The 19,356-nt window shown below is 66.4% G+C and carries 20 protein-coding genes and 1 pseudogene; 9 read left to right on the top strand and 12 right to left on the bottom strand.

The genetic code is table 11. The features are described from left to right. The first annotated feature begins 620 nt into the window (after positions 1-620). Complete coding sequence (locus tag LUW87_RS10200) at positions 621-1,016, top strand: recombinase family protein (protein WP_232671066.1); 396 nt, start codon at positions 621-623, stop codon at positions 1,014-1,016. After that, positions 1,016-1,405 (top strand): hypothetical protein, encoded by a 390-nt coding sequence (locus LUW87_RS10205; protein WP_232671067.1) that lies wholly within the window; start codon positions 1,016-1,018, stop codon positions 1,403-1,405. Before LUW87_RS10200 ends, LUW87_RS10205 begins: the two co-directional genes overlap by 1 nt. Before the next feature lie 656 nt (positions 1,406-2,061). Here LUW87_RS10205 and LUW87_RS10210 read toward each other — a convergent pair. Continuing rightward, the gene (locus LUW87_RS10210; protein WP_232671068.1) at positions 2,062-2,535 is read right to left on the bottom strand and encodes a transposase; all 474 of its coding nucleotides are present in this window, start codon (positions 2,533-2,535) and stop codon (positions 2,062-2,064) included. 64 nt (positions 2,536-2,599) lie between these two features. Here LUW87_RS10210 and LUW87_RS10215 point away from each other — a divergent pair. From LUW87_RS10215 to LUW87_RS10225, 3 genes and pseudogenes are all read left to right on the top strand, one after another. After that, positions 2,600-3,087: pseudogene (locus tag LUW87_RS10215) on the top strand (ATP-binding protein); the annotation flags it as partial. Positions 3,088-3,232: 145 nt separating this feature from the next. Beyond that, positions 3,233-3,736 carry a hypothetical protein gene (locus tag LUW87_RS10220; RefSeq protein WP_232671069.1) on the top strand — a complete coding sequence of 168 codons (504 nt, stop codon included), beginning with the start codon at positions 3,233-3,235 and terminating at the stop codon, positions 3,734-3,736. A gap of 363 nt (positions 3,737-4,099) precedes the next feature. After that, positions 4,100-4,267 (top strand): hypothetical protein, encoded by a 168-nt coding sequence (locus LUW87_RS10225; protein WP_232671070.1) that lies wholly within the window; start codon positions 4,100-4,102, stop codon positions 4,265-4,267. A gap of 1,303 nt (positions 4,268-5,570) precedes the next feature. Here the strand turns inward: LUW87_RS10225 and LUW87_RS10230 are convergent. The 9 genes from LUW87_RS10230 to LUW87_RS10270 all read right to left on the bottom strand — a co-directional run bounded on the left by LUW87_RS10230 (position 5,571) and on the right by LUW87_RS10270 (position 14,064). Next, a complete protein-coding gene (locus tag LUW87_RS10230) occupies positions 5,571-6,563 on the bottom strand; it encodes a hypothetical protein (protein ID WP_232671071.1) in 993 nt (330 codons plus the stop codon). Between the two features lie 83 nt (positions 6,564-6,646). Further along, positions 6,647-7,213 carry a hypothetical protein gene (locus tag LUW87_RS10235; protein ID WP_232671072.1) on the bottom strand — a complete coding sequence of 189 codons (567 nt, stop codon included), beginning with the start codon at positions 7,211-7,213 and terminating at the stop codon, positions 6,647-6,649. A 398-nt stretch (positions 7,214-7,611) separates the two neighbouring features. Continuing rightward, positions 7,612-8,940: a zinc ribbon domain-containing protein gene (locus LUW87_RS10240; protein ID WP_232671073.1), complete on the bottom strand. Its 1,329-nt coding sequence runs from the start codon at positions 8,938-8,940 to the stop codon at positions 7,612-7,614. Then, positions 8,937-9,674: a hypothetical protein gene (locus LUW87_RS10245; RefSeq protein ID WP_232671074.1), complete on the bottom strand. Its 738-nt coding sequence runs from the start codon at positions 9,672-9,674 to the stop codon at positions 8,937-8,939. The genes LUW87_RS10240 and LUW87_RS10245 overlap by 4 nt, the downstream gene beginning before the upstream one ends. 725 nt (positions 9,675-10,399) lie before the next feature. After that, a complete protein-coding gene (locus LUW87_RS10250) occupies positions 10,400-11,473 on the bottom strand; it encodes a hypothetical protein (RefSeq protein ID WP_232671075.1) in 1,074 nt (357 codons plus the stop codon). Continuing rightward, positions 11,470-11,925: a hypothetical protein gene (locus LUW87_RS10255; RefSeq protein WP_232671076.1), complete on the bottom strand. Its 456-nt coding sequence runs from the start codon at positions 11,923-11,925 to the stop codon at positions 11,470-11,472. The genes LUW87_RS10250 and LUW87_RS10255 overlap by 4 nt, the downstream gene beginning before the upstream one ends. Continuing rightward, positions 11,922-12,575, bottom strand: coding sequence for a hypothetical protein (locus LUW87_RS10260; RefSeq protein WP_232671077.1), 654 nt, complete (start codon positions 12,573-12,575; stop codon positions 11,922-11,924). Before LUW87_RS10260 ends, LUW87_RS10255 begins: the two co-directional genes overlap by 4 nt. Further along, the gene (locus LUW87_RS10265; protein WP_232671078.1) at positions 12,575-13,702 is read right to left on the bottom strand and encodes a hypothetical protein; all 1,128 of its coding nucleotides are present in this window, start codon (positions 13,700-13,702) and stop codon (positions 12,575-12,577) included. The genes LUW87_RS10260 and LUW87_RS10265 overlap by 1 nt, the downstream gene beginning before the upstream one ends. Continuing rightward, positions 13,699-14,064, bottom strand: a complete 366-nt coding sequence (locus LUW87_RS10270; protein ID WP_232671079.1) for a hypothetical protein — start codon at positions 14,062-14,064, stop codon at positions 13,699-13,701. Before LUW87_RS10270 ends, LUW87_RS10265 begins: the two co-directional genes overlap by 4 nt. A gap of 139 nt (positions 14,065-14,203) precedes the next feature. Between LUW87_RS10270 and LUW87_RS10275 the strand changes: the two genes are divergently transcribed. The 3 genes from LUW87_RS10275 (at position 14,204) to LUW87_RS10285 (ending at position 17,184) form a co-directional block, all read left to right on the top strand. Further along, complete coding sequence (locus LUW87_RS10275; protein ID WP_232671080.1) at positions 14,204-14,458, top strand: hypothetical protein; 255 nt, start codon at positions 14,204-14,206, stop codon at positions 14,456-14,458. A gap of 55 nt (positions 14,459-14,513) precedes the next feature. After that, the gene (locus LUW87_RS10280; protein ID WP_232671081.1) at positions 14,514-15,065 is read left to right on the top strand and encodes a hypothetical protein; all 552 of its coding nucleotides are present in this window, start codon (positions 14,514-14,516) and stop codon (positions 15,063-15,065) included. A 256-nt stretch (positions 15,066-15,321) separates the two neighbouring features. Further along, positions 15,322-17,184 (top strand): N-6 DNA methylase, encoded by a 1,863-nt coding sequence (locus LUW87_RS10285; RefSeq protein ID WP_232671082.1) that lies wholly within the window; start codon positions 15,322-15,324, stop codon positions 17,182-17,184. Positions 17,185-17,206: 22 nt separating this feature from the next. Here the strand turns inward: LUW87_RS10285 and LUW87_RS10290 are convergent, their stop codons facing one another. After that, positions 17,207-17,425, bottom strand: a complete 219-nt coding sequence (locus tag LUW87_RS10290) for a helix-turn-helix domain-containing protein (RefSeq protein ID WP_232671083.1) — start codon at positions 17,423-17,425, stop codon at positions 17,207-17,209. Continuing rightward, positions 17,422-18,531: a site-specific integrase gene (locus LUW87_RS19240; RefSeq protein ID WP_232671084.1), complete on the bottom strand. Its 1,110-nt coding sequence runs from the start codon at positions 18,529-18,531 to the stop codon at positions 17,422-17,424. Before LUW87_RS19240 ends, LUW87_RS10290 begins: the two co-directional genes overlap by 4 nt. 200 nt (positions 18,532-18,731) lie before the next feature. Between LUW87_RS19240 and LUW87_RS10300 the strand changes: the two genes are divergently transcribed. Continuing rightward, on the top strand, positions 18,732-19,349 hold the full coding sequence (locus LUW87_RS10300) for a hypothetical protein (RefSeq protein ID WP_232671085.1): 618 nt from the start codon (positions 18,732-18,734) through the stop codon (positions 19,347-19,349). The last annotated feature ends 7 nt before the right edge of the window (positions 19,350-19,356 follow it).

The following is a 19,356-nucleotide window of genomic DNA, read 5'->3' on the forward strand; positions in this document are numbered from 1 at the left end:
GATCGAGTTTCGCCGGCCGCCGCCCGACGAGGTGGCCGGCGTCCAACAGCAGGGGCCATACGCGCCACAATTTTCCGAAGTAGGTGCAGGCCCTTCGCACGTGAATCCCCTCCGGGGTCAGGTATTCAGGTGCCCGACCCGACCACCCGACGGCCTGGCCGATCTCTGGGACGAGCACCTCACCGCACTCGACAAGCTCGTACAAGACCAGCCCGGTGAGTTCGTGTCCGAGTCCAAGTCATTCCCCGAGGGCCATCGACACCGATCCGCTACCTTCGCCTGGCCCTGTTTAAGGCGCAGCGGCCTTGGCCGCCGGTGGAGTATCCCCCGCTAGTCGGGGCACAGATGGCAGGCTCCAGCCGCGGGGTTCGAATTCGTCCATCAGCCGTATCCGACGGGCTTCGATCTGCGGGACTACATACTCTCCCTGGAGACCGACAGCTTTGCCGAGCTAGACATAGTCTCGGCCTGGGTGAAGCGGTCTGGACCGAGAGCCTTAATGGGGCCCCTGCAATCGCTCCGCAAACAGGGCGTCTACATCCGATCAGTCGTAGGCATCAGCCTGGGCGGAACGAGTATTCAAGGTCTAGCTGCGCTTTCAGATCTCTCGGATGAGACGTATGTCTTTCATCAAAAGGGGCGAACATTTCATCCAAAGACTTATAGGGCCTCTTGATATTGGAGTCGATACGTCGACGCAGTCTGGCGACCTGATCATCAACATCATGGCGAACTTCGCCCAGTTCGAGCGGAAGCTGATCGGCCAGCGCACAAAGGGCGCTCTGGCCGTGAGGCGCTCGGAGGGCGTAAAGCTCGGGCGGCCCGTGACCCTCGCGCCCGAGGTCACCGCTGAAATTCTCAGCCTCCGCTCGCAGGGCCTCAGCTATCGAGCGATCGCTGAGGCGCTGAACGATCGGGGCGTTCCCACAGCCCAAGGCGGTAGGCGGTGGTACCCAGCAACGGTCCGCAAGATCTGCCTTCGGAACGAGGAACAGGAACGAAGGGCCCCCTCGTGATGAGCCGCCCCGAAAGAGAGGCCGTGAGGTTCGAATACCCAGTCGTCACGATCGTGCGAGCTGGGGAGGACCCGGACTCCCGGGTGTTCCAGTTCGCCGAGTTCGAGCCGAGCTACCTCGACGAGTCGCCGATGCTCCTTGTATCGGACGGCTACTTCATGCGACGCATCCCTCTCGACAGTCCGATGGTTAACGCTGGTCGCCTCGATGGCGTTGTGAGAGGAACCACGAGCTTGGTGAGTCTGCGCTCGATCGAGGAAGGCGACGGCCCACTGCTCGCCTACTCGGGGCCGCTGCCCCTCACCGTGAACTCCTCGACGGGGCCCTACAGCGAATGCCGGCGACATATGCGCTGGTCGACAACGAAGATGAGGTCTTCACTCTCCTGATGTTCGGCCGCGACTCCGTGCAAGTGCGCTTTGATGGTCGTTGGCAGGCGGCAGTCGAGCCCGACGCGATCACCGATCTACTCCATGGTCGAGATGCGGCCCGAAGTAATCCAGATGTACGACCACGCCGACCTAGAGGACTACCAACTCCGAGCCTCGGCGTTGCCTCTCACTAGAGGCAAGACGAATCTGCCGCCGACACACCAACGTTCAGACACATGGGGAGGTGCTGACCATGGCTAGGCGCCCGCTCGCACTAGTCCGTCCATCTCACGGAGAAGATGCATCCGGGGAGGCCGCCAAGGTCCTCTCAGAGGCAATCCAACGGCACATCCAGCAAGCGGAAGGGCCCGACGCGTCGGACGACGGGCCACTTCCCATCGACGACGACCCGGTGCGCCGTCCGACTACGGCCCCCGACTGACGTTCTTCCCGAGCGATGCGTCAAGGGCGGCGAGCGCTCCCTCGATCCGCCGCACCAGCCGCTTCTCCTGTGGCGTGTCGGCGGTCACAGCTGCCGATCACCGACAGCGTCGAGGATCCGCCGCAGGCTGTGAGCTGCAAGCTCCCGATCCTGGCGCCGCAACCCCATGTGCTCCAACGTACTCACTTGCCCTCGCGGTTCTTCGCCACGACGGACGTCGGGACAACCGCCACTAACGCAGCGACGAGTCCCCAAGAATCCGGGGTGCCTCTGTGTTGCTGTCAAGCAGCGATCGCCGGTTCTCTCGGTCCTGATCGTCGAGCGCGTTCGTCGGCGTGCATCGTCGCCACACGTGGGCGGCGAGGCGCCGCTTCAGACATCGCATTGCCTCGTTGCGCGTCTTGCCCTCGGCGATCTTGCGGTCGAAGAACGGGCGACCGACGCTCGTGCGCGTCCTCACCTGGGTCACGGCCACGAGGTGGAGCGCGGAGTTGAGTTGGCGGTCTCCGCTGCGAGAGAGCCGACGGGTAACGCGTTCGCCGCTGGTCACTTCGATCGGGGCCACGCCGGCATAGCTGGCGAACGCGTCCGCGCTGCGAAACCGCGACGGCCGGCCGGTACGGCCGATGATGCGCACCCCGAGAACCGGACCGATGCCATCGACCTCGACCAGGGAGCTCTGGTGCTCCTCAAGAGCAGCGGTCATCCGCTCGGCGATCGTGGTGAGACGTTCGTCGAGCAGCCGGATGTCACGGACCAGATCCCAGGCGACGCTCGAGTGGATCGGGAACCACGAGAACCTCGTCGTGTGCGGCCCCTCGGGCACCGGCAGGTCCCACCTCGTCGAAGCGCTCGGCCACGCAGCCGTCGACGCCGGCGCCCACGTCGCATGGTTCTCCCTCGAGTCGTTCGGCGCGCTGTTCCGCCGCCACCGCGCCGACGACACCACCGACCGAGTCATCCGCAAGATCATGCGCGCCGACCTCATCTACATCGACGACATCGGCCTGCTGCCCGTCACGACCGAAACCGCCGAAGCGCTCTACCGCGTCGTCGACGCCGCCTACGAACGGCGCGTCATCGCCCTGTTATCCAACCTGCACCCCGCCGGGTTCGACGAGCTCATGCCCAAAACCATCGCCAACGCCACCGTCGACCGGCTCTTTCACCACGCCCACGTCGTCATGACCACCGGCGACTCTCGATCCGCCTCACCCATGCCACCACCGGCAAGGGGGTGAAGCCCCTCGCCCGATGACCCGGGCAGCTCTATTGGCCACCACCGGGCAGAACCACTGTCCGCCAACGGGCAGGTCCCACTGGCCATTGACAGACGAGCCCCCTTAACCACGTATTCTCCTCAGCGCGGCATCGCAAGAGGGATCGGACAAAGGAGATCGCGCATGGAGTACACGAGTTCATACTTCGCAGGTGCGACCGATGACTGGTGGACAGCGGCCATGGGATTGGTGGACGAGCTTGGAGAGCTCTACCAGCCGGCGGTGCGAGCGGCGGCCGAACTGCGCATCTCTCACCACGACGGACCCGGCGAGTACCTCTTTGTGGCCGGCAAGTCGGATGGCACGGACGAGCTGGCACGGGCCCTCAAAGCCGGGCAGGAGATTCGTGCGTGGTTCGACGGTCGCGTGCTGATCGATGACGCGCTCGACATCGCCGAACGCGAAGCTGACTCGCGTTACGACACCGTCTCGACGGGGCCTATCCCGGCGCTCGTCGTCAAGCTGGTGCGTGGGCTCGGTGCCGCCGGTGGATTCGAACTCGGAGACACCGTCACCTGCTACGTCGCGCCGATTCCACCGCGTGATGCCGAGAGGTACAGAGATGCGCTCGGACAGTCGATGACAACCATAATCTGCCGCGAAGGCCAGCTTGAAGTCCCAGGGTAAGGGCTGCGATATCAGTCGATGTGCACACGGCGGTGAGCCGCTCGCTCCGCAATTGTGGGGTTAAGCGCGGGGTGGATATTTGGGTGCCGTGCTCACGCCGCTATTGCGTTCGCGACCCACCCCTAGGTGCGAGAACGGCTGGATCAAGCAGCGGTACTAGGGGGCCTGGCCGGATGAGAACAGCTCGGTGGAGTTGACCCGGTTTTCTGGACACCTGGTCCTGGGAGTTGTCCCAGGGAAGGAGACCCGGATGGGTCGTCCAGCGAAGTACCCCGAGGAGTTCCGACGTGAAGCGGTCGAGCTGTACCGCACCTCGGACCGGCCTCGGGTCGAGGTAGCTCGCTTGGCATCAGCGACAGGTCGTTGGCCGCGTCGGTGAATGCGGTCGAGGCCGAAGAAGAACCTGGTGCGCTCGACCCAGATGAGCGGGCCGAGCTCGAGCGGCTGCGCAAGGAGAACAAGGACCTGCGGATGGACCGCGAGACCCTGCGGAAGGCAGCCGTCTATTTCGCTCGGGAGACGAACAGTTGAGCCGCAGGTTCGTCTCCGAGCATGCGGGTGAGTTCCCGGTGAAGCGGCTGTGCGAGCTCGTGAATGTCCCGAGGTCGAGCTACTACGAGTGGTCCACCCGGCCTGGGCGACGATCAAGAAGGAGATCCGCCACATCCACGGACGCGGTTCCCTTCCCGCCGGGGAGACGTACTGTACCGCTGATGCATGAAATTGCGATCGTGATGGTCCATAAATTACTTTCACCCGCCATCGCGTACAGCACCGCCGGCGCTGAAGGCACCCTCCTGTCGGACCCTCCGACCACAGCTGGCCAAGTGGTCCTGTCCCGGGCAAAAGGTTGTGGGCCAAAACGCTGCGACGGGCCGATCTGCTCTTCCTGACCGATGATGGCTGCGTGATCTCTTCGGGACCGGAGCATGGCCGTCCGCGAGCGAGCGCTGATGAACCTCGGCGCCGCGCCGTGCGCCTCTACCGAACCGGCTTGCCGCTATCCCGCATCGGTGTTCATCTCGGTGTGAGCTACCAGAGGGTCCAACAGCTCGTCGCCGGTCAGATCACCGAAGAGGACGTCCGCCTGCGTGGGCTCACAGCACCCGAGACGCTGAGGTCCACGAACTGGTTCAGATCGGTGTGGGGTGATCTTGCCGTGTGGGAGCGACGCCATGATCAGTTGCTCGGGCGTCACTATCGAGGTCGCCTGGGCCGAGGCGAACTCCTTGACCGGCTCCGTGAGGCCATTGCTGAGCTGGGGACGGAAGTGTCGATGGTCGCCTACGACCGGTGGCGAGCCAGCCGGCCCCCGTCCTCCGAGCTGCTGGTAGTGCGGTTCGGGTCGTGGGGTACTGCCCGGGTGGCGGCAGGTGGTAGTCCGGCGACGACACCCCGCCGCGAGCGCCGTTTAACCGACGAGGACATAGGGAGAGTCCTCAGGCAGTTCGTGGCCGCGTGTGAACGTGAGGGTCACCGACCTACGATGCATGCCTACGGGGGATGGGCGAAGGGCCTGGATGGTGCGCCGTCGCTGGCAACGATCACCAAGCGCTCCCAGGAGCCCTGGGCTGCTCTAATGGCCGGCGCCTCCCGGGTAGCAGCAGGCGGCGACCCAGCCCTGCCACCGTCCGGACGCCGCAGGCCATAGAGGCGCTACGAGCCCCCCGCCTTCGACGGGTGCGTCGGAGAAGGCCAGCCGGCCCGAGAACGACCCCGCCATCAGAGCCGCTGAGCCCGGGCGCCGCTGCTGTGTCACACCTGCTGCGAGGCTGCGGGCCTGACGGCCCTCCGGGAGACGACCCGGTGCTTATGACTGACCATCGCGAAAGCCTCAGATGCCTTGTGCGGCGGCATCGATGGCGGCGACCTGCTCGGCCACAGTGGAGATCATCTCGGCCGCCTCTGTCTCGGCCGGTACCTCGAGCGGCACCCAGAGGGCACCAGCCCAGCGGGCGAGTTGGGGTCCGTAGCAATCTGACGCCTCCAAGTTGGCGACGATCGACGGGTAGGACGGGGTGCGCGTCGAGTATCTGACCCACATAGGGGCGGACCTGGAACCGGCTGTCGGTCGCACGACAACTGCGAGAGACACGCCCTTTTCGGGGGTGTCTCTAGAGATGTATCGGTACCAGAAGCCGACCTCGTCATCCTCGCCGTCCTCACGCCCCGACGGGTTCGGACGCTGTCCGGGGCGCAGCTGCAACGTCACCTGGTCGGCGATTGCTTCGAGTGTCACCCGAATTTGTCTCCACTCGGCGAGCTCGGCGCCGCTCAGCGGTTGGAGGTACTTACCACGGAGTGCCTCGTACAAGGCCTGCAGCTGATCGACGTCGGCGGTGCGCCCCTCGCCGTCTAGGGCCGCAAACAACGACTCCCACGTGACGACGCTGACGGCCATCTTCGCCGGCGGGTCGGGCACCGCAGCGGCGAGAATCTCCCTGGCGGCCGGTGCCGACCGGTGCGGGACGAGGGCGAGAAGAGCCCGGTCGTGATCGCCGACAGCGGCGAGTACTCGGGCGTAGGCGGCGAGCTGGCCGTCCCCGAAGGGCGCCGAAAGCTTCCCCTCGATCATCACGACGGGGGTCCGGTCACGTCGGCCTTCGACATCCACGAATCCTGCAGACGCGTGAAACGCCTCGGCACGCCAGGTCAGGGCGCCGAGCGGGGGGACATCCCCCTCGTCGACAATCCATCGGGCGAACCGCTCCTGAACAAGCGGGTCACCGAGAACGTGGGCGAGACCGACGGTGCAGAGACGTTCACCTTGGCTGGCCAGAGCGGCGTGGGAGGCGAGGTGGCCGAGAAGCGGTTGACGAGATGCCATGGCGGTTCAGTGTTGTCGGGTTCCATCGACATTTCGGCGGGTCGCCGCCGGACTTCCCCAAGCGGCCACTGCGGAAGAGCAGGTCAGCCAACAACCCTCCCGACCTGGCATGAAGTGACGTCACCGGCGACAACATCAGCGGTTGCGTAGTCGTCGAAGCCGCTGAGTGCCGGGAACTTGTCACTCGACGGTTCCCCCCGGCTGATCACCATCCCGCCTCTGATGTAGACGAGCGACCGGTTCGGCCCGTACGGCAACCAGACGTCGGCGGAGAGCGATGGGCGGTCGATGGCCAGCCAAATACCTTGGCCGGTTACGGCTGCGGACGCGTCGGCGAATCCTTCGGTGTTGAGCGTCTCCATGAAGGCACCGACGTCGGCGCATGTCAGCGGACTTGGGTAGTCCATGCCCCATTCGCCTGGTGACCCAAGGATCTCGGGTGCGGGCGGCAGCGACGTGGTTGGTGCCACGGTGGTTGTGGTCGTCGATGCGAGCGTGGTGCTGGTGCTGGTCGTTGTCGAAGGATCGGTCGTGGTGCTCTCTCGTTCGACGGTCGCGAGGTTTTGCTCTGCTGCGCGGTCGCCGTCCCGGGTGACAAGCACCGCTGCGACCACCACCACCACCACCGCCAAGGTCCCGAGCGCGCCCACCAAGAGCGCCTTTCGAGTCGATCCACTTGGTCCGGTCTCAGGGCCTGCAGCCTCTTGGGTCAGTGGCTCGGTCTTCTGGCCCAGGTTGGTGTCCGTTCCGCAGTTCGGGCAGAAGCGGCTGGTGACTCGCGACTGGCAGTTCGGGCAGTTCCGAGGTTCGTTCACGTGAGACCTTTCTCAGTTCGGGGCCACAAAGGTGCCGGAGGGCGGGTGGTTGGTCCAGGTCCCTCGATGCGACCGCCGGTCGCGCATTGAGGCTCGTGACCGCAGTTGCTCAGTACGAGCCCCGTTGCCTGCCTCTGCTGAACCCTGAAACACCATGAAGCCCGGTTCGACGAAGGGGACGAAGTGCCACGACCCGGATCGGTTCGAGAACATCACCATGTCGAGGGTCTCTGCTAGCTGAGTGGGACGGTGAATGTGGGTGCGTCGCGCATGCCGAACTCGAAGATGAGCTGCACACCGGGCGGGAGCTGTTCGGGGGCGTTGACCAGGCCACCCAGGAATCCCGTCTGCATGCCGGGCCGCACTTCGTCGCCGCCGACGGGCACCCCGTCAATGACCACGCAGTAGCCCCTTGCCGAGGTCTCCACGCTGCCAAGACGCGCATAGCCCATCGACGGCCAGTCGTCGGTGACCGGGTACACCGTGCTGCCGTCGGGGGAGATGTTCGTCGAAATGATCAAGCCAGGTGGGCTGCCGACCCGGTCGCCGGTGTTGGTCCAGAGAAGGGCAAAGGGGTAGTTGACCCGCCCTGGTCCGGGGTGGGTTGTGGGGCAGCCCGGTGGGGTGAATCCGTAGACTTTCGGCTCGTCGAGGTAGACCTCGTAGTGCCACCGATAGCCATCGCGGTCCACGACGTCACCCTCAACCCGGGGCACCTCGCCCCCCGCCTCCGAGGGGGATGCCGAGGTCGAGGGCGCAACGAAGGTGGCGCTGGGCGGGTCGTAGGTCCACGTCTCCTCGATCCGCCCGCCGCTCGCACAGTCGGGATCGCAGCCGCGATAGCTCAGAACGAGCCCGTTGCCTGCCTCTGCTGGACCGATGGACACCATGAAGCCCGGTTCGTCAGCGAAGGGGATGAGTTGCCACGACCCGGGGTGGTTGGAGAACACGAACGACCTGAACTCGTTGACGACCCCTTCGACGATGACATCCGGAATTTCGTCACCCGTGACGTCGAGGCTGCGGATCTTGGTGGTCCGGTTCTGCGAGGCATACGAAACCGCCTGCTGCCACTCGCCTTCGGTGTAAGTCCATATGGTGATGAGTCCCTCGCCGGGCAACCCGTCGGGGGTCTGTGTCTGGCCTTCGCCGGTGACTTGGGTCGGTACACCGTCGGCGGTGAAGATCTCCCCTTCGACGATGGGACCGCTGAGACCAGCGGCCGTTGCCGGCCAAGCGGCGATCGCCTCGGCCATGAGATCGTCGGTGGCGGTCGAGGGTGCCGTCGAGGCCGTTGGCGGCCCCGTCGTGGGTGCCTCCGGGGTGGGAGCAGCGACGGAGTCCTGGCGGCCGTCCGAACCGGCCGCCACGACGACAGCGACGGCGACAACCGCAGCGACGAGTACCACGGCGCCCAGAGCGATGAAAAGAAGCCGGCGTCGTGGCGGCTGGGACGTGCCTGCTGAGGTGGCCGCAGCGTCGGGTTGCACCTCGGTGCCGCACTGCGGGCAGAACCGCCGGTCGACGTCGGTGCCGCAGGCCGGACAGGTTCGTGTGGTCACGAACGGCTCGAACTGGCGTCGGCGATCGAGCGGTAGGCACCTGCCGCTGCGGTCATGATGACCGCAGCGGCTACAGCCAAGAACGCCAGAGCAGCGACGACCGCACTATTGCTGGCCAAGTTGCGGAGGTCCTCGCTGAGCGATCCTCCTCCGAGGTTCCACACCAGGGTTGCCGCACCGAACGCCCCGGCGAGAATGAACGCTCCGATCGTCGTCAGGACCAGTTGCGGGATGAACCACCGGTGCCGGCTGGTCAACGTCATCGACGTCCACAGCGACGTGATCCCGGAGCCTCGGCGGTCCATGACCAAGAACGGGGCGTAGAGGGTGACGGCAACCCACAGCAGCGGACCGGCGAAGGGAAGCAGCCAGCTTCCGATCCAGACGGCGCTCAACACGATGTCGAGGACGGCGAAAGGACCGATCCGTGTCGGGTTCCACACCCGGACCACAGAAGCGTCCTCTCCTCGTGCGACGAACAGCGCCGTGCGCACGAACGCGTACCGGATCCAGATGCCGATCACGACTGCCGCAACGATGAGGAGCACCTCGATCACCGGTATACGGTCCTTGACCTCCACATCGAAGAAGCCGGATCCCTCCGTGCGGGTAATCGCCGCGTTGTAGACCGACGACGCCGCTACCAGAGCGCCGACCAACAGCGCCGCCAGGAGGATGGTGACGACCCAATCGTTCAAGCGGCGGACCAGCGAAGCCCAGCCGAACGCGAACACGCCCCCGACGTCGGCGAGGTCCTCCGTGGGTGGTGCGACGACGGGCTGGGCGTCCGGCGCCTGAACCGCTGCTCTAGGCGCAGAACCGACGTCGTCAGTTCCGGCCACCGGAGTCCCGGCGACAGGGGGGGCCGGCGCTGCCGGCAAAGCAGAGCGCCGGACGCTGGTGTTGTCCGCTCCGCACTCCCCGCAGAACTGCCCGTCGAGCACTGCCCCGCAGCTGTGGCACACCGCCGTGTTCAATGCTCCGCCTTCCTCACGCTTCCCCCTAGTTGCCGCAACACAAAGCTACCGATTCGGGCGCCACCGGACCGTGACCGACACTTCCTCTTCGGTCGTCGTTGGCGCCTGCGAGCCCACCGACCCAGGCCGGCATCTGATGGCAAGTCAGAAGGTTCGAGCGCCACGCCCACCGGTAGCGGCGACAAACCACCAGGTCAACGCACTGCACATCCCGCCGGTCCGCACCGGTCCGGTCCACAGGTAGCAACGCAGGTAGCAGCGGCAAGGCTTCCGAGTACTTCACCGCAGCTGCAAGCACCACGAAGATGCGGAGGCTTCGTCGCCACCGGGCATATGGGCTCACCCTGGGCGATCACCGAACCTCCCCCCAGCGCACCCCCCACCCTTTAGTTGCCCGTTCACATGGGGCGGGGGTAGCGCTCTCAGGTGCGCAGCTCGCCGGTTCACCCCTGAGTAGTGGAGCAGGGAACGGCCCCGGTTCGTCATACCGAGTGGCTGGTGATCCGGAGCAGGCCGACGCCGTCGAGGGCCGCCAGGTGGGTGGCGAGTGGCGAGCTGGCCGGGTCGTCGCCGACGGACAGGGCGGTGACCGTTTCGGGTTCGAGGCCGTCGATGGTCATGCGGATGTCATGGACACCCACCCAGCCCTCGACCTCCTGTAGGCGAACGACGGGCTGCCACGTCGACACGTCGATCCCGGCCACCTGGGGGAGGAAGCGAACCGCCAGTTCGAGCATCGCTGCTGGACTGGTGGTGGGCCACATCTCACCCTCAGGACCGGCGATCGCGTCATCGGCCGCCAGGCTCGTGGTCCGGCGCCGAAACCCAGACTCTTCGGGGATCAGGCGTTCCACCGCGTCGGCGAGTCGTTGCTGGTCATAGACGTTCACGGCGGCATCGACCATGAGGGCGGTCGGTAACCGCCCTGCGCCGGTTTCCCACGGGAGATCGTCGTCATAGGGGTCGGGGATGTCGTCGAGCGAACTGCCGATGCGGCCGTCGTCGTCGAAGCTGAAGTAGGCCGAGGCTTCGACGGCGGCCGCGACGCTGGCTTGTTCGGATCCGAGGTCACCGATGACGGTCGTGCCGTTGTCCATGTCACCGCGGGTGCGCACCCAGTAGTAGCCGTCGACCCGGTAGATCGTCTCGCGTTGGCTGAACTCGCACGGTCCGCCCGGAAGCCACGCCGCCGATGCAGAGGCGACCTCCACGGCGTCGAGGTCGTCGGGGTTCTCCGGCACATAGGCCCAGGCCCCACCGATCGCCGGTCTCGCGTCGAGGGGGCAGCCGTTGAGGGTGACCCAGTCCTCGGCATCGGCGCTGGCGAACACAGCGATGGCGGTGAGGACCTCGCCGGGAACGCGATGGTCGGTGAGCAGTTCCTCGACGACCAGGTCCTCTTGTCGGATGCGATGGGCCACGGCGTCGAGCTCGCCGGCTGTGACGTCGAGCGGGTCGAGGTCCTCGTCGGCCCACACGATCCGGATCGTGAAACCAGGGGTGATGCCCTCGGGCGCCGATGTGGGAGAAGGCATCGGGACGTGGTCATCGCTCATGGGGCCTCCTCGGCGTCGTGTTCGGCTGGTGGCTGCGTGGTGGTCGTCGAGGAGCGGGCGAGATCCGCGCCCGAGATGCTGAAGCCTCCGTGGGTCTCCAGATCCGTCATGGGGTCACCGGTGGGCGGTTCGAACACACAGGGGGTCGGGGTGCGGGCGACGCTGATGTAGGGCCCGAAGCACCGGATGATGCTGTAGCGGGCTTGGGCCTCGCACTGACCATTGTGTTTCGCTGCTTGGTCGGCGAGGCGTTGCGGGTCGTGGGTCCACCACCTGGTCACCTCGCCGTCGATCTCCAGGTCGAACCAGCCGTCGTGGTCGATCCCGAGGATCCGGGCGGGGAGCCATCGGGCGTCGGGGTCACGGAATGTCCTCATGCCCTGGACCCAGTGGACCCGATGGCCGGCCCGGAACGACTCACAGCTCGGGGTCTGCTCCGCGGGGCTGTTCATGCCGCCACCTTCGGCGATGGGGCGATGTGGCGGAGCCGGTCGGCGACCAGGGCGGGGGCCAGTTCGAGGGCTCGCAGTACGCGGCGGGCTGTTGTCACGGTGGGGACGAGCACGGTGCTGCCAGCGCTGACGGCGGCGGCCGCGGTGCGGTGGTCGGCGGTGTGCAACGCCAGGAACGGTGTGGTCGAGCCGACGAGCAGGTGAGGCAATACGGCGAGGGGCTGGTCGGGACTGAGGCGGCGGACCCGGGCCCGCAGCGGTCGGCCTTCGAGCAGAGCGGCCATGGAACGGTGGTGGCCACCGAAGAGGATGTGGCGGCCCTGGGCGTCGATGTGCACGACCGGGTAGCGGTTGAACGCCGACCACACGTCGGCCGAGGTGGTGCCGGTGCGTTCCCAGCGGCCGGTCAGGTAGTAGGCGACGTGTTGGCGCACCACCCATGGCTGGGAGGCGTAGAGATCCCGGGGGTCGATGTCGGCGAGGGTGGGCGGCCCGGCGAGCACCCGGTGCACCAGATCCGGGTCGACTCGGGGGTCGTGCTTCTTGCGGGGGGCGGTGGGCCACGGCACCACGGTGCGGTCGTGATGACCGAACACGGCGTCGATGTCACCGGCACCCCAGAGACGATCGATGGCAGCGTTGATGACCATCACGCCACCTCCCCGAGAGCCGAGAGGAACACTTCGAAGCCCGTCAGCTGAGTGCGGAACCGCCACAGCGTCTCGGCGAGCTCGTCGAGCTGGGACTGCGGGATGTCGACCCCGGCGATCACGTCACCGTCGCTCCACCACAACCGGATTCCGCAGAGCCCGGCGTTGGTGTCGTTCAACTGCGCGAGCAGCTCTTTGGTCGCGGCCACGTCGCGGACCACCAATGTGGTGGCCCGCAGGACCGGCAGTCCGTCGTCGTGCAACTCGACGCGCACCTCGCGCCCGTCGAGCTCGACCACGAAGATCCCCTCGTCGAGCACGTAGCAACGTGAACGGGTGGCGTCGGCGAGGCACTGCCCGAGCCCGTCGCGGAAACGCTGCACGGCCGTCGGCCGGACCGGGACCCAGGCGGTGAGGTCGCCAACGGCCACCGTCAGCGGCCCCTGCGCCCCAGGCCGCACCCCGAGAAGGACGTCGTCGTCGCCGTCGACGGCGGACAACAGATCGTGGAGTTCCTCAGCGGCGACCTCGAAAGCGACCGCGTCGTCGGTGTTGACGGGCACGTTGAACGTGGCCCGCAGGGTGCGAGTGTCGCCCCAGTCCACCGTGCAGGCCAGCGAGCCCGGTTCGACCACGATCGCCACTGCGGGGCGGGCCGTCGCCGGGTCGAGTCCGACGGGGACGTTGAGCGCCCGTCGCAGGATTCGGGCCAACTGGCGCCTGTCCACCGTGACGGTGGCCTCGAAGTCGGTGGGGAACGTGGGAAAGACGCCCTCTGAGGCGTTCTGGGCGTCGACGAGGACCGTGAAGCCCTCGCCGGCGCCAACCAGGGCCGCCCCGTCGGCCACCGCAGAAATGCGGCACTCGTCGGTGGCGGACTCCGCGCACAGCTCGGCGCAGGACCACAACAGGCGAGCCGGGACCAACACCGGGTCGTCGCACTCACCGCCGGGGCCGCCGAGGTAGCACCAGGTCACGTCACCGGACTCGCCCCACCAGGCCCGGCGCCCGTCTGCGACGGTGACGAATACTCCGTCACCGTCGATCTCGTTGGGCACCACGGCGGCGGCCAGGCTGGCCACGGTGTGTAGTTCTTCGCGTTCCACGCGGATGTCGAGATCGGTCATCGGAACACCCCCGGATGCACGCCGGTGGACACCCCGAGCTGCACCGGGCCAGGCACCGGGTTGAAGTCGAGGCCCATCTGCCCCGGACCCGGGCACGGCAGCGGATCCGGGCGGCCCTCGGCGATGTCCTCCAACCGGCACACCAGCCGGTCGACCTGGGTGTCGCTCAGCGTGGCAAACACCACACCGTCGTCGACCACCTGCACCCAGTCCCGGCCGACCAGATCCAGCACCCCCAGGTCGTACAGCGCCAGCAGCAACCGCCGACGACGAATGGCGATCGCCTGCTCGCGCAACGCGATCTCCCGCACCACGCCTTCGGCTGCCGCCGCCGGATCCTGCCCCGAATCCCATGCACCCATCGCCGGCTCCTTTGAGAGTGACTCCACGGAAACTCCGCACCCGCATCATCCGTGCGCACAAGTATCTTGTCAAGGATTCGATTGCGTTGCACTCCAGAAATTTCTTGCTGGATCTGACCGCCGGAGTTAACGTGGAGTCATGAGGAAGATCGCTGAACTCATCGACGGACTGTTCAAGCCAACCGAGGTGCTGCCGCAGAGGGAGAACCCGTACGCCGACGCCATCCTGGCGGCTTCAACCGCCTCGGCCGTCGCCCTCGCTGTCCTCTCCGACGCCCCCGCCAAAGACAAGGCGGCGCTGTTCGTGACGCCGTTCATCTCCGAGGCCGCTGCCGCCTACGGGGCGATGAAGGGCGCGGAGCACCACACCTCGTCACAGGAGGAGCGCTCCTAGAGGCCCACGTCTGTCAGGGAGCACAGAGAGACCACAGACCCAAAGGAGAGCCGAGATGAGCAGGAACCCAAGTGGAGAAGCACCAGCAGGGCTCCTCCCCAGCGCCAAGAGCCAGGCGGCGATGGGAGCGGTCATGGGTGCCGTGGGCTACGGCATCGCCAAGAAGGAAGCCTCCGCAGGCGCCGACACCCAGTGGGCCGCCAAGAAGGGCGTCAACTTCACCACGGCCCTCTTCCTCTACGGGTTCACTGTGTTCCCCGTGGGGATGCTCTTCCTGCTCTGGTGGCCCGCCAGCCTCCCCTGGATCGCCTGGAAGCTGGCCCTCTCGGCCTGCTTCATCATCATCACCGCCCGCCTGGTGAACTGGCACAGGGCCCCGGCCAACGTGCGGCTGAAGTACTCACTCCCCACCTGGGTGTTCGTGCTGGCCGGAGGGCTCCTGTTGGTCGGGGGATTGCTCGGCCTTGTGGTGAGCACCTGGCTCACCCTCGGAGTAGGAGACGACGGTGGGTACCTCACCCGCCAGGAGCAGATCGAAGAGATCCAGAAGGTGTCGCCCAACTGGGAGCCCGCCCCTGACTACCCCGGGATGACACCCCGAAACTGACCTCGCCCCCAGACCCGGGTGCCCCCACCCTTCGGTCCAAGGGGAGTGGGCTCGGCCCTCCTCCCGTGCAGTACAAGTGCCGCCGCTGTCGTATCGACGGGCGGCACTCACCGCGTGCGGGAACGTGCCGAGCTTGTACCTCCCGCCGACCTTGTTGGCAGGAGGGTTGGACCGGTGCACGTTCTGGCGGCGCCAGACGTGCCAGAGGGATTTCGGAGAGCGTGACGCTCGATGAACGCGCACATAGGGTGAGGCAATGGCCGGCATCGAACTCGACGACCTCGTTCGCCACTACGGCGATGAGAGTGTGTCGCTTCCCACGTTCTGTCGGCTGGTGTCGGGGGATCCGAAATTGCTGTTGGCCCGAAGTCGCCGATCGAGGGACTTTCCTCAGCCCACCAATGCGGCCTCGTCGAGTCCCCTGTACCGGCTGACCGACCTGGCGGGGTGGTTGCGCTCGGAGATGCAGGCCGAAGACGAGCGCAGGAGCCGGGAAACTCGCTCCAAACCCGACGACTCCACCGGTCGCCCCGTCTTCGACCAGGTCCGCTCGCCCGAGGACCCCCAGGCCATCGCCCGCTACATGCATGAGTGGGCGCTCGAACGCAGCGTCGAGCTCTGCGCTCGTCGCCACGGCGTCGATGCCACGCGTTTACTCGTGGCAGGAACCGCACTGGTACGAAGCGAACGGGCCATCGCCGATGCCCTCCGCACCTTCGACGAGACGGTCGGCACCGATCGGCCCAGCGCACTGCTAGACGACCTCAAACGCGCCTACCGGGCCGCTCGCCAGGACTCGGATCGGCCCGTCAGCGCCGACGCCGCGTTGGCCTACGAGCCCCGGTTCGTCGAGCCGCTCCTCACCGGGCGCTATCCCGGCCCGGCCGCAGCGGTGCTTCGCGACGACCCGGACCAGGCAGCGGTCGAGGGACTGTCCTCCACCACCGAGAGCGGCGGTGTCGTCCGAGAGATCTGGGGGGTCTGGAGTTTCCTGGCGAACGGTCCACAAGATCCTCGGGAACCATTCGCAGAGACGATCGACCAGTCGTTCACCCAGCTGTCGGGTGCCTCGCTGAAGGTATCCAGGTCCTCCCCTGAGCAACTCACCCAGCTCCTCGTCGAGATCGCCGACATCCAACCCGGCATGCGCCTCCTCGACCCTGCGTGCGGACAGGGCAACACCCTCATCGCCGCAGCCCAACGCACCATGCACAAGGGCAAGCAGACGATCGAACTGGTCGGCCGTGACCTCGACGTCCAGGCCTGGACCATCTGCCGTGCACGACTCACAATGCGGGGCCTGCCACACGACCTCGGAACCCCGGGCCCCGCAGGTGACTCCCTCGGTGACGGCGACGGCCTCGCCGGAGCCTTCGACCGTGTCGTCGCCGAACCAGGAACGGGGATGTGGCTCGCCAGCCGATGGCTGTCCCGCAGCATCGAGTGGCTCCGGCCCGAGGGCACCGCTGTGATCGCACTTCCTCTCGCGACCCTCGGCTACAACGCAAGAAACGAGTGCGTGCGCGAGAAGCCGCGAGAAGCCGCTGCGGCAGGCGAGCATGTCGCTGGAGTCGTCGTCACCTGTCCGGAGGTTCGCGAAGAGACGAGGGAACCCCTGGCCGTTTGGGTCCTCACCGAGACCCCGGTCGAGGAGGTGCTCTTCATCGACATGCGCAGTACTGACAAGGATGCCGATCCGACGGGAGGGCTCCCCCCGGACACGGTCGGCGCCGTAGCTGAGGTCTTCTCTCTTCACCGCAGCGACGGAGACCTCGCCGACGGCCAGCGACCGCTCGGCGTCAAGGCCAAAGCCGTCGTCAGGAGCAGACTCAAGGTAGGCACCGACTACTGGCCAGCGAAGTGGCTCGCGGATCCCGCTGAACAAGACCGAGTCGAGAGCGCCAAGAAGAGAGCTCTGCGCCTCACCGAGTCACTTCGCGCTGTGGTGGACAGCAGCGCACCGGAGCCAGAGGACCCCATGGGCATCGAGCTCGACGACCTCGGGCAGCTCTCTGGCATCACCACCGCGGAGATGAAGCGCGCTCTCTTGCGTCTGGAGAACCTGCTCTCCGGCACGGTCACGCGCGGGAGGAAGAAGAAGCCCGGTGGCCAGTCCTGAGTGCAGACCAGCGACATGCCCCCTAGGTATGGCCTCGACCATCGCTGGCCTCGCCGGCCACGAGAGCGTCTAAGTCCTTGGCGCGGATCAATGTCCTGCCCCCCACCTTGATCCTCTCCAGCTTCCCGGCGGTGAGCTGCCGGTAGACCGTGACCTCGGTGACTCGGAGGAGTTCCGCCACCTCCTTGACCGTCAGCAGCGACGGCAGCTCTCCGAAGACGGGCGAGGCGATCTTGTTCATGTCCGACCTCCTAGTTGCTTGTTCATCGCCTCGAAGACCTGGACGGGTGGCAACTGGAGGTGGCCGTAGACGTCGTAGGTGATCGCAACGCTGGAATGGCCCAGTACCTGGGCGACGAACTGCAGAGAGACGTCACCCTCCATGAGCAGCGTGGCGCAGGTGTGCCGCAACTCGTGGGGCGACCATTGGCCGATGCCAGCCTCTCGACACGCCTTGGTGAACAGCCGTCGGTGGTTGTCCTGACACCACGGGGTGCCGATCTCCGATGGGAAAACGAGATCGAGGTCCTGCCAAGCCTCGTCGAGGTATCCCCTCCGCAGGTCCTGCTCTGTTCGATGCTGCCGAAGTGCCTCGACGGTTCGGGGGATGAGACCCACCTGGCGGCGGCCAGCGTCGGTCTTCGACTTCAGGATCCTGAACGACGGTCGATCCCCATCGAGCACGACGTCGGCCCAACGAAGAGCCAACAGCTCGCCCGGCCGCACCCCGGTCGTCGCCCCGAAGATGATGGGGGCATACAGCCGGGTCCCCCGTACATGGTCGAGGAGCGTCTCCACCTCAGCAGCCGTCATGGCCCGACGGGTACGCCGAGGTTTGGCGTCGGGCATGTGAGCCCTCTCGACGGGGTTGCGCGGAATGATCTCCTGATCGACAGCAAACGCACACAGCCGGCCGAGAGAACCCTTAGCGAGGCGGATCGTGTCCTTGGCGAGACCCCTCTCGGCCATGGTGATCAGTCCGGCCTCGACGTCACGCGCCTTCAGTGACGCCAGCTTCCGGGGGCCCCACAACGGCAGAACGTAGCGACCCAGGATGTCCTCGTAGCCCGCCTTCGTCTTGGGGGCCAGGCGGGCGTTGTGTACCCGATGTCGCAGATAGGGCTCGGCCAGTTGCGCCACCGTGACGTCGGGGTCGTACTGCCCGGCGCCATCGGCCTGAGCCTTGAGGAAGGCCGCCAGCTTGGCCTGCGCCTCGGCCCGCGTCCGGCCGTGGAACGTCTTGCGCCGCCGTCTCCCGTCCGCCGTCTCGTAGTAGGGACTCTGAGCCCTCCAGCGCCCGTCCCCCATCTTGAACACGGTTCCTTCGCCATCACCACGCTTTGCCACAGCAGAATTCTAGACCGTGAGTCTTTGGTTTCCTCGCCTCTGACGGCATGGGGCAGGAAACAGCGCCGGTGGGCAAAGCTCGTCAGCGGAGCAGCTGCCGCAACCAAGCTCTAGCGCGCACCACGTGCGCCTACGCCTCCCCGGCGACCGCTCCCAACTCGGAACACTGTCCCCTGGATCCGGCATGCCAACATCGGGCGATGACGGACTCCAAGCTGGTGAAGTCGGCAGGAGAGCACTGGGTGTGTGGCGCGCTCGCACGACTTGGATGGGCCGGAGCGCTGACCCGGGACGGACTCGAGCGGACGGACATACTCGCCGTCCACACGGCGACCGGGCGCCTGGTCGAAGTTCAAGTCAAGACCGCCAGCCACTCCAAAAACCCGAAGTTCATGACCGGAGCGAAAGGATGTGTTCCAGCCCGTTCGGACAACGAGTGGTACGTGCTCGTTGCACTCGCCGACGTGGCTTGGGATGCCCCTCGAGCCTTCGTTGTTCCCCGTGACCATGTCGCCGCTGGGGTGTGGATCCGCCACATGGAATGGCTAACCAATCCCACGGTTCCCAAGGGTCAGCGCAACACATCGATCACCGGAAGCCGCTCCGAGGCTTGGATCTTCGCTCGCTACGAACACCGGTGGGACCTCCTAGAGATGCCGACCACCGAAGTTGATGTGATGCTCCCACCTCGATTCCGAACGTGGGCCCAAGATGACCGGGTGGGACTGCCAGTCGATCACCCCTGGAACGCGGATCTCCCCGACTGGGATGACGCGGAGATTCACAAGGACTGGCCTGACTGGGCCACCCAGCCGTGAAGCGAGC

Source organism: Rhabdothermincola salaria, assembly GCF_021246445.1.
GTDB lineage: Bacteria > Actinomycetota > Acidimicrobiia > Acidimicrobiales > Acidimicrobilacustridaceae > Rhabdothermincola_A > Rhabdothermincola_A salaria.